We start from the raw sequence: 8603 nt of genomic DNA, 5'->3' as shown, positions 1-8603 counted from the left end.
ACTTGACGGGGTTTACATCCCCCCGGGGGCTCGGCAGTTCACGTGTTCATAAGGTTGCGTTCCGCGCGTCGAGATGCATCGACAACGCGCGGCGCGCCCGACGGGAAACGGACCGTCGGACGCCCGCGTCAAGGCGGCGCCGGCTGCCCCGTGTCAGCTGCCTCCGCCGCATCCGCCTCCGCCGCCGCCCCCGCAGGACGAGCCGCCGCCGCAGGACGAACCCCCGCCGCCGCACGAGGAGTGGTGACCCGAGGAGCCCGACGAACAGGAGGAGCCGCCGTCGCCCCCGCCCGCCACTCCGCCGGCCCACCAGCTGCCGCTCGCGCTACCGCTGCCGCTGCCGCTGCCGCGGCGCGAACGCCCCCGGCCACGACCGCGACCCCGGCCGCCGGATGCGCTCCGCGCGACCATGACGACCACGAACCCCACGACGAACAACACCAGGATGATGCCGATGACCATGGCGCCACCCTCCTTCCGTTCCCCCGAAGCGGGCCCCCCGTGGGCTCTGCTTCTCGTCTGCCTGCTGTCTGTTTCCTGCCGTGATCCTTGCTGTGACTACTGCTGTGACTACTGCTGCGATCCGGCCGCACACCCAGGTGTGCGTCTCGCGTGGGAGGGGGATGCCCTCTCGTCTCACGGGCCAAAGCAGAGTTGAGCGAATCCAGAGGTTGAGCGCAGGATGGCCGTCATGACCTCCAGTGCACGCCGCCCCCTCCTCAACCGCCGTCTCGCCGAGTTCGGTACGACGATCTTCGCCGAGATGTCCGCCCTCGCCCTGAGTACCGGGGCGATCAATCTCGGCCAGGGCTTCCCCGACACGGACGGCCCCGAGGAGGTCCGGGAGGCGGCCGTGCGGGCGCTGCGCGACGGGCGCGGGAACCAGTACCCGCCGGGCCCGGGCGTCCCCGAGCTGCGTGCGGCGATCGCCGCGCACCAGGAGCGCCGGTACGGGCTGGCGTACGACCCCGCCACCGAAGTCCTGGTCACCGCGGGTGCCACCGAGGCCATCGCGGCCACCCTGCTCGCCCTGGTGGAGCCCGGCGACGAGGTGATCGCCCTGGAGCCGTACTACGACTCGTACGCGGCCTCCATCGCGATGGCGGGCGGTACGCGCGTGCCGGTCACCCTGCGGCCGCACGAGGAGACCGGGGCCGACGGGGCCGTGCGGCGGCGGTTCCGGCTGGACCTCGACGAGCTGCGCGACGCGGTCACGGACAACACGCGGCTGCTGTTGATCAACACCCCGCACAACCCGACCGGCACGGTCCTCACCCGCGAGGAGCTGACCGCCATCGCCGAGCTGGCCGTCGAGCGGGATCTGCTGGTGGTCACCGACGAGGTGTACGAGCACCTGGTCTTCGGCGGCGCCGAGCACGTGCCGCTCGCGACGCTGCCCGGGATGCGCGGGCGCACGGTCAGCATCGGCTCGGCGGGCAAGACGTTCTCGTTCACCGGCTGGAAGGTCGGCTGGGTGACCGCCTCACCCGAACTGGTGACGGCGGTCCGCTCCGCGAAGCAGTTCCTCACGTACGTGTCCTCGGGGCCCTTCCAGTACGCGGTCGCCGAGGCGCTGGCGCTGCCCGACACGTACTTCGACGCGTTCCGCGCGGACATGCTGGCCAAGCGGGACCTGCTGAGCGCGGGGCTCGCGGAGGCCGGCTTCGGGGTCTTCACACCGGCCGGGACGTACTTCGTCACGACCGACATCCGCCCGCTGGGCGAGAGCGACGGCTTCGCGTTCTGCCGCGCGCTCCCGGAGCGGGCCGGCGTCGTAGCGATCCCGAACGCGGTCTTCTACGACCACCGGGACGCCGGGGCCCCCTTCGTCCGCTTCGCGTTCTGCAAGCAGACATCGGTCCTGGAGGAGGCGGTCAGCCGCCTCAAGACGCTGGCCGGCTGAGGACCGCACACCAGGCCCTCGGCTCAGCCGGCCGCACGAAATGGCTCCTGGGAGCGGCAGTCCCGGCAGCGGCCCGGTTGCGGCGCGCGGAAGCCCCGGTCGCAGCCGTCGCAGTTCCGGAGGGGTACGACCGTCGGACGTACGGGGGACTCCGGGCCTCCGACCCGTACGGGCGGGGCGAGCGGGGTCTCCTTGAGCCGGTAGGCGAGGAGGCCGGCCGGGCGGGTCAGGAAGGTGTCGGGGAGCCGTGCGGTGAGGTGGTCCGTGATGTGTGTGGGCAGAAGGCCCGCCGCGAGCCACTCGGTGACGGCCGGGGCGAGGGCGGCGGCCTCCCGCTCGGACAGCATGAGGCGGGGGTCGACCCGGCGCAGGGCGGCGAGCACGGCGACGGCCCGGGGGTCGATGTCGGTGTCGGCGAGCGGGACCGGTGGCTCGGGCTCGGCGGAGACCTGCGGCCGCGCTGTCTCCTGCACCGCTTCTCGCGCGGGCGGAACCGCCTCCGCGACAGGGACCTGCTTCCGGGGGCGGGGTGGCCTGGGCGGATCAGGAGGGCCGTCCGGATTCGGCAGGCCGCCGGGGACGTCGTAGAAGTACGTGCGGGTACGGACCTGTCCGGTGGGCGTCCGCTCGCGGCGGCGCTCCAGGTATCCGGCCGCTTCGAGTTCCCTGAGCGCTCGCGAGATCAGGATCTCGCCCTCACTGAAGTGCTCGCACAGGGCGGTGATCGTCACGGGGGAACCGTCGGGCAGGGAGGAGATGTACGCCGCGACGCCGATCGTGACCGCGCTGCCGCGTCGCTGGGCGAGGGCGTTGGCGAGGACGGTGAAGTCGGCGGTGAGGCGGGTGCGTACACGGATCACGCCGGAAGTCGGAGTTCCGGCGTCGGCGCGCAGGCGCGCGTTAGACTGCGATTCAGCCATCGGGAAGGTCTGTCTTCCTGGTTGGTCAGGCCCTCGTTCGGGATGCCAGTCCCGGCCGGGGGCCGTATCTGTTTGCGGTTGTCGCGGCGAACGTAGCCGCCCGGATCTCGCTGCGGCAAGCCGGTCACTCGGACGGGTGACGCGGGCTTCCCGCGCAGGGAGGGCGGGTGGGCGGGTAGTTCTTTCCCCCGGTTCTTTCAGGAGGTCAGTGGCCTGCCGGACCCCCGCGGACAAGGGCCCGGCAAGCCCGGAACGTGGACGGCCGCAGTCCGCCACCCCGTGCCGAGCGCACACGCAGGGCGTGCCGGGGGGCCGAGCAGAGCCGGGGCGCCCCCTTGTCACGGCGGCGCGCCGTGACAGCGGGATGCCGGGGTGAATCGGACCCGCTCAGGCGCGCGTTGCTCGCAAAAGGTGGCAATTGCCCGCAATCTTCTGATGTGACCCTCGCACGAACCCTCGCGCCCTCCCCCGTCACGTCACCCGCCGGGGCCGGGCGTCCGCCGCGGCGCCGTCCGGTCCTGACCGCCACGATGGGCACCGCCCTCGGGCTGTTCATGGTCGCCCGGCTGCTGGGTGCCGCGGCCGTGGCCCTGGCCGCGTGGGCGGTCGGCGAGCATCCCGTGCTGCTGCTCGGGCGGTCCTGGGACTCCATCTGGTATCTGCGGATCGCCGGGGACGGCTACGGCCGCAGTCTGCGGTTCCATCCCGACGTCGTCCACAGCGATCTGGCGTTCTTCCCGCTCTATCCGGGCTTGCTGCGGGCCGTCATGGAGATCACCCCGCTCAGCGGGCCCGCCGCCGGGCTGCTGGTGTCGTGGACGGCCGCCGGGGTCGCCGCCTGCGGGATCTACGCGATCGGGGCCCGGCTGCACGACCGGGCCGTCGCCACCGCCCTCGTTCTGCTGTGGGGCCTGCTGCCGCACTCCGTGGTGCTGTCGATGGCCTACACGGAGCCGGTCCTGACCGCCTTCGCCGCCTGGTCGCTGTACGCCGTCCTCAGCGGCCGGTGGGTGTGGGCGGGCGCCCTCGCGGCGGGCGCGGGACTCGCCCGGCCGAACGGGTTCGCGGTCGCCGCGGCGGTCCTCGCGGCGGCGGCGTACGAGCTGTACCGACGGCGCGGAAAAGTTACCCACAGGCTGTGGACGGGCGCGGCGCTCGCCCCGCTCGGCTGGCTGGGGTACGTGCTGTGGGTGGGGCGGCGGCAGGGCGATCCGCTCGGCGGGTACTTCGAGGTGCAGCGGCTGTGGGGCTCGCGCTTCGACTTCGGCCTCGACGCGCTGCGCTTCGTACGGCATCTGCTGCTGGAGGGCGACCTGCTCGTCTTCCCGATGTCGATGGTGACCGTCGCGGCGGCGCTGCTGCTGTACGGGCTGCTGGCCGCGGACCGCGCTCCCGCGCCGCTGCTGGTCTACGCGGGCGTGCTGCTGTTCGTGGCGGCCGGCGGCGCCGGTTTCTTCGAGTGCAAGCCGCGGTTCCTGCTGCCGGCGTTCCCGCTGCTGCTGCCGCTCGCGTGCGCGCTGGTACGGACGGCGAGAGCCCGGCCGTGGCACGCGACCCTGGTGGTCGGTGCCCTGGCCGGGCTCTCGTTCGCGTACGGGGCGTATCTGGTCGTACTGGCCCACAAGCCGCTGTGACGTGCTGTGACGTGAGGACAGCCGCTGTGCGGACTACTCGTCCTCTTGCGGCTTCTCGGCGTCGTCGATCTCCTGCTCCAGGCCGAGCTGCTCGACGAGCCACTTGTCGAACTCGATGGCGGCCCGCACCCAGCTGACCGTCGACGACACGAAGTGCTCCAGGCTGACGCCCGTGCCGATCAGCATCTGCGCCTCGCCGATCAGGCGGACGGTGCCGTCGTCGTGCGTGTGGCTGTAGACCTTGGGCCACAGCGTGCGCCGGTTCCAGTCGTCGATCGATTCGAGCAGCTGGTGCTTCTCGTCGATCTGGTGCGGCCGGTCGTAGAACGTCCGCACCGAGAAGACCTGCTGGTCGTCCTCACCGCGGAACATGAAGTACGTACGGAACTGCTCCCACGGCGCCGCGAGGTCTCCCTCGTCGTCGACGACATACTTCAGCTCCATCTGGTCCAGGAGCTGCTTCACAAGGTCCTGATCCGGGACGACGGGGCCCGCCGGTCCGCCGGGGTTCGGCTCTGGCTGGCCCCCGAAGTTCGGAATCGAGGACGGGTCGATGCTCACCGTGATTTTCCCTTCGTACGGATTCCGCCATCCTCTCCCATCCGGGGCGGGGGCCCGCAACCCCCGCCCCCGCCGGTGACGGAATTCCGCTCAGAGCGTTTTGCCGAGCGCCGGGCCGCTCCCGGGCCCGTCCGCGGGCCCGCCCGCCGGAGTGCTGGCCGGGCCCTCGGCCGCGACCGTCACGGGCCCCGTCGCCGGTCCGACGATCAGGCCGTCGCCGAAGGCGTCCACGCGGACCGTGTCGCCGTCCTTGACCTCGCCGGAGAGGATCTCCTTGGCCAGCCGGTCACCGATGGCGGTCTGGACGAGCCGGCGCAGCGGCCGGGCCCCGTACGCGGGGTCGTTGCCCTCGTCCGCGAGCCAGGCCAGCGCCTCGTCGGTGATCTCCAGGGTGAGCCGGCGCTCGGCGAGCCGCTTCGCGAGACGGCCGACCTGAAGCTTGGCGATGCGTTCCAGTTCCTTCTTGTTCAGCGCGGAGAAGACGACGAGGTCGTCGAGCCGGTTGAGGAATTCCGGCTTGAAAGAAGCCCTCACCACCTCCATGACCTGTTCCTTCTTCTGGTGCTCGCTGGTGAGCGGGTCGACCAGGTACTGGCTGCCCAGGTTCGAGGTGAGGACCAGGATGGTGTTGCGGAAGTCGACCGTCCGGCCCTGCCCGTCGGTGAGCCGCCCGTCGTCCAGGACCTGGAGGAGGACGTCGAAGACCTCAGGGTGCGCCTTCTCCACCTCGTCCAGGAGCACGACGCTGTACGGCCGCCTGCGCACCGCCTCGGTGAGCTGGCCGCCCTCCTCGTAGCCGACGTAGCCGGGAGGCGCGCCCACCAGGCGGGCCACGCTGTGCTTCTCGCCGTACTCCGACATGTCGATGCGGATCATGGCCCGCTCGTCGTCGAAGAGGAAGTCCGCGAGGGCCTTGGCCAGCTCGGTCTTGCCGACACCGGTGGGGCCGAGGAAGAGGAACGAACCGGTGGGCCGGTCCGGGTCGGCGATCCCGGCGCGCGTCCGGCGTACGGCGTCGGAGACGGCCTGCACGGCCTCGCTCTGGCCGATGAGGCGGCGGCCCAGCTCCTCCTCCATGCGCAGCAGCTTCTGCGTCTCGCCCTCCAGGAGGCGGCCGGCGGGGATGCCGGTCCAGGCGCCGACCACGTCCGCGATGTCGTCGGGGCCGACCTCCTCCTTCACCATCGTGCCCTTGGCGGCCTCCACCTCGGCCTCGGAGGCCTCCTCCAGGTCCCTCTCCAGGGTGGGGATCTCGCCGTACAGGAGCTTGGAGGCGGTGTCGAAGTCGCCGTCGCGCTGGGCCCGCTCGGCCTGGCCGCGCAGCCCGTCGAGGCGTTCCTTCAGCTCACCGACGCGGTTGAGGGACTGCTTCTCCTTGTCCCAGCGGGCGGTGAGGCCGCGCAGCTCCTCCTCCTTGTCGGCGAGGTCGCGGCGCAGCTTGTCCAGGCGCTGCTTGGAGGCCGCGTCGGTCTCCTTGTCGAGCGCCAGCTCCTCCATGCGCAGCCGGTCGACGACCCGCTGCAGCTCGTCGATCTCGACGGGCGAGGAGTCGATCTCCATCCGCAGCCGGGACGCGGACTCGTCGACGAGGTCGATGGCCTTGTCGGGCAGGAAGCGGGAGGTGATGTACCGGTCGGAGAGGGTCGCGGCGGCGACGAGCGCGCTGTCCGCGATGACCACCTTGTGGTGGGCCTCGTAGCGGCCCTTGAGACCGCGCAGGATGGCGATGGTGTCCTCGACGGTCGGCTCGGCCACCAGCACCTGCTGGAAGCGCCGCTCCAGCGCCGGGTCCTTCTCGATCCGCTCGCGGTACTCGTCGAGGGTGGTGGCGCCGACCATGCGCAGTTCGCCGCGGGCCAGCATGGGCTTGAGCATGTTCCCGGCGTCCATGGCCGAGTCGCCGCCCGCGCCCGCGCCGACGACGGTGTGCAGCTCGTCGATGAAGGTGATGATCTGTCCGTCGGAGTCCTTGATCTCGGCCAGGACGGTCTTCAGGCGCTCCTCGAACTCACCGCGGTACTTCGCGCCCGCGACCATCGCGCCCAGGTCGAGCGAGACCAGCCGCTTGTTCTTGAGGGACTCGGGCACGTCGCCCTTGACGATCCGCTGGGCGAGGCCCTCCACCACGGCGGTCTTGCCGACGCCGGGCTCCCCGATGAGGACGGGGTTGTTCTTGGTGCGCCGCGACAGGACCTGTACGACGCGGCGGATCTCCTGGTCGCGGCCGATGACCGGGTCGAGCTTGCCGTCCCGGGCCGCTGCGGTGAAGTCGGTACCGAACTTTTCGAGTGCCTTGTACTGGCCCTCGGGATCCGGGGTGGTCACCCGGCGCCCTCCCCTGCTCTTCTCGAACGCGTCCAGCAGCTTCTTGGCGCTGGCCCCCTGCTGGGAGAGTATGTCGCCGACCTGACCGCCCTTGGCGGCGATCGCGATCAGCAGGTGCTCGGTGGAGAGGAACTCGTCCCCGAGCTGCTTGGCCCGCTCGTTCGCGTCGGCGACGACCGCCAGCAGTTCGCGGTTGGGCTGCGGCGGGGCGACGGTGGAGCCGGTCACGCTGGGCAGCGCGGCGAGGACGCGCTCGGCGCCGGCCCGTACGGCGGCCTGGTCGGCCTCGACCGCGGCCAGCAGGTCGGTGATGTTCTCGTTCTCCTGCCCGGCCAGCAGCGCGAGCAGCAGGTGCGCGGGGGTGAGGTCGGGGTGACCTTCGGACACGGCCCTGCTGCTGGCCGCGTTGATCGCGTCCCGGCTCCTGTTGGTCAGCTCGGCGTCCACGTTCGCGTTCTCCTCCTCGTGCTCGTGCTCGTACTCAGGCTCGTACTCGTACGGTGTTGGCTGACCCAACCAACGTACACAAAGTTGAGTCTATTCCACTCAAGGGCGCTCGGGGGGCTCCGGGGGTCGCAGAGCCTTCGACGGGTTAGGTTCCGGTCCATGGCCTCGTACCCCGTGAACCCGCGCGATCCCGGCGACTCCTATCTCGGCTTCTGGCGGGAACGCCACGTGTGCACCCTGAGCACCTTCCGTCCCGACGGCACCCCGCATGTGGTGCCCGTCGGCGTTACATACGATCCCGAGGCCGGTCTGGCTCGGGTCATCGCCTCCAAGTCCAGCAAGAAGGTACGCAACGTGCTGGCCGCGGGACCCGACGGGATGCGGGTCGCCGTGTGCCAGTTCCAGGGGCGGCGGTGGGCGACGCTGGAGGGGCGCGCGACGGTGTCCGGGGACCCGGAGCGGGTCGCGGAGGCGGTGCGCCGCTACGCCGAGCGCTACAGCAGGACGCCGTCGCCCAATCCGGCCCGGGTGGTCATCGAGATCGCCCTGACGTCGGCGATGGGCAACTGCTGACCCCGAGCGGGGCGCGCGGGGCTCCGCCGGGCACGGCCCGCGGGACTCCGCCGGGCACGGCCGCGCCACAAGGCCGGTTTTCACCCTTGTGGAGCCGTGGGGGAGGCATGAAGCATGCCTGCTGAAACATGTCTGCCGGAACTTGCCTGAAAACTGCAGCGGCGTCACCGTGTTCAGGTCAAGCTGTCCCCCCCGCGGGGGGGAGCGCCGAAGACGATTAAAAAAAAACGGGGGTAGCAA

The 8603-nt window shown here is 71.3% G+C and carries 6 protein-coding genes and 1 pseudogene; 3 read left to right on the top strand and 4 right to left on the bottom strand.

The genetic code is table 11. The features are described from left to right. Window positions 1-153: 153 nt before the first annotated feature. Window positions 154-462 (bottom strand): hypothetical protein, encoded by a 309-nt coding sequence (locus ACFWGJ_RS38380; RefSeq protein ID WP_387333585.1) that lies wholly within the window; start codon window positions 460-462, stop codon window positions 154-156. 220 nt (window positions 463-682) lie between these two features. Between ACFWGJ_RS38380 and ACFWGJ_RS38375 the strand changes: the two genes are divergently transcribed. Next, on the top strand, window positions 683-1903 hold the full coding sequence (locus tag ACFWGJ_RS38375; protein WP_387333584.1) for a pyridoxal phosphate-dependent aminotransferase: 1221 nt from the start codon (window positions 683-685) through the stop codon (window positions 1901-1903). Window positions 1904-1926: 23 nt separating this feature from the next. Here the strand turns inward: ACFWGJ_RS38375 and ACFWGJ_RS38370 are convergent, their stop codons facing one another. Further along, window positions 1927-2823: a hypothetical protein gene (locus ACFWGJ_RS38370; protein WP_387333583.1), complete on the bottom strand. Its 897-nt coding sequence runs from the start codon at window positions 2821-2823 to the stop codon at window positions 1927-1929. A 437-nt stretch (window positions 2824-3260) separates the two neighbouring features. On the opposite strand from ACFWGJ_RS38370, the gene ACFWGJ_RS38365 reads away from it, so the two are divergent. Further along, complete coding sequence (locus ACFWGJ_RS38365; RefSeq protein WP_387333582.1) at window positions 3261-4457, top strand: hypothetical protein; 1197 nt, start codon at window positions 3261-3263, stop codon at window positions 4455-4457. A gap of 33 nt (window positions 4458-4490) precedes the next feature. Here the strand turns inward: ACFWGJ_RS38365 and ACFWGJ_RS38360 are convergent, their stop codons facing one another. Both ACFWGJ_RS38360 and clpB read right to left on the bottom strand, forming a co-directional pair. Continuing rightward, a complete protein-coding gene (locus tag ACFWGJ_RS38360; RefSeq protein ID WP_210881673.1) occupies window positions 4491-5018 on the bottom strand; it encodes a YbjN domain-containing protein in 528 nt (175 codons plus the stop codon). A gap of 186 nt (window positions 5019-5204) precedes the next feature. Beyond that, window positions 5205-7790, bottom strand: a pseudogene (gene clpB / locus ACFWGJ_RS38355) (ATP-dependent chaperone ClpB); the annotation flags it as partial. A 159-nt stretch (window positions 7791-7949) separates the two neighbouring features. Here clpB and ACFWGJ_RS38350 point away from each other — a divergent pair. Beyond that, window positions 7950-8363: a pyridoxamine 5'-phosphate oxidase family protein gene (locus ACFWGJ_RS38350; RefSeq protein ID WP_387333581.1), complete on the top strand. Its 414-nt coding sequence runs from the start codon at window positions 7950-7952 to the stop codon at window positions 8361-8363. The last annotated feature ends 240 nt before the right edge of the window (window positions 8364-8603 follow it).

Origin of the sequence: Streptomyces sp. NPDC060205 (genome assembly GCF_042728395.1) — a bacterium.
Classification (GTDB): Bacteria; Actinomycetota; Actinomycetes; order Streptomycetales; family Streptomycetaceae; genus Streptomyces.
Note: the sequence above shows the minus strand (reverse complement) of the source record. Positions and strands in the feature narration are given on the sequence as shown.

Excerpts from the sequence above, each read along its gene's own strand:
- ACFWGJ_RS38380 (WP_387333585.1), bottom strand. The coding sequence starts at position 462 with ATGGTCATCGGCATCATCCTGGTGTTGTTCGTCGTGGGGTTCGTGGTC.
- ACFWGJ_RS38375 (WP_387333584.1), top strand. The coding sequence starts at position 683 with ATGGCCGTCATGACCTCCAGTGCACGCCGCCCCCTCCTCAACCGCCGT.
- ACFWGJ_RS38370 (WP_387333583.1), bottom strand. The coding sequence starts at position 2,823 with ATGGCTGAATCGCAGTCTAACGCGCGCCTGCGCGCCGACGCCGGAACT.
- ACFWGJ_RS38350 (WP_387333581.1), top strand. The coding sequence starts at position 7,950 with ATGGCCTCGTACCCCGTGAACCCGCGCGATCCCGGCGACTCCTATCTC.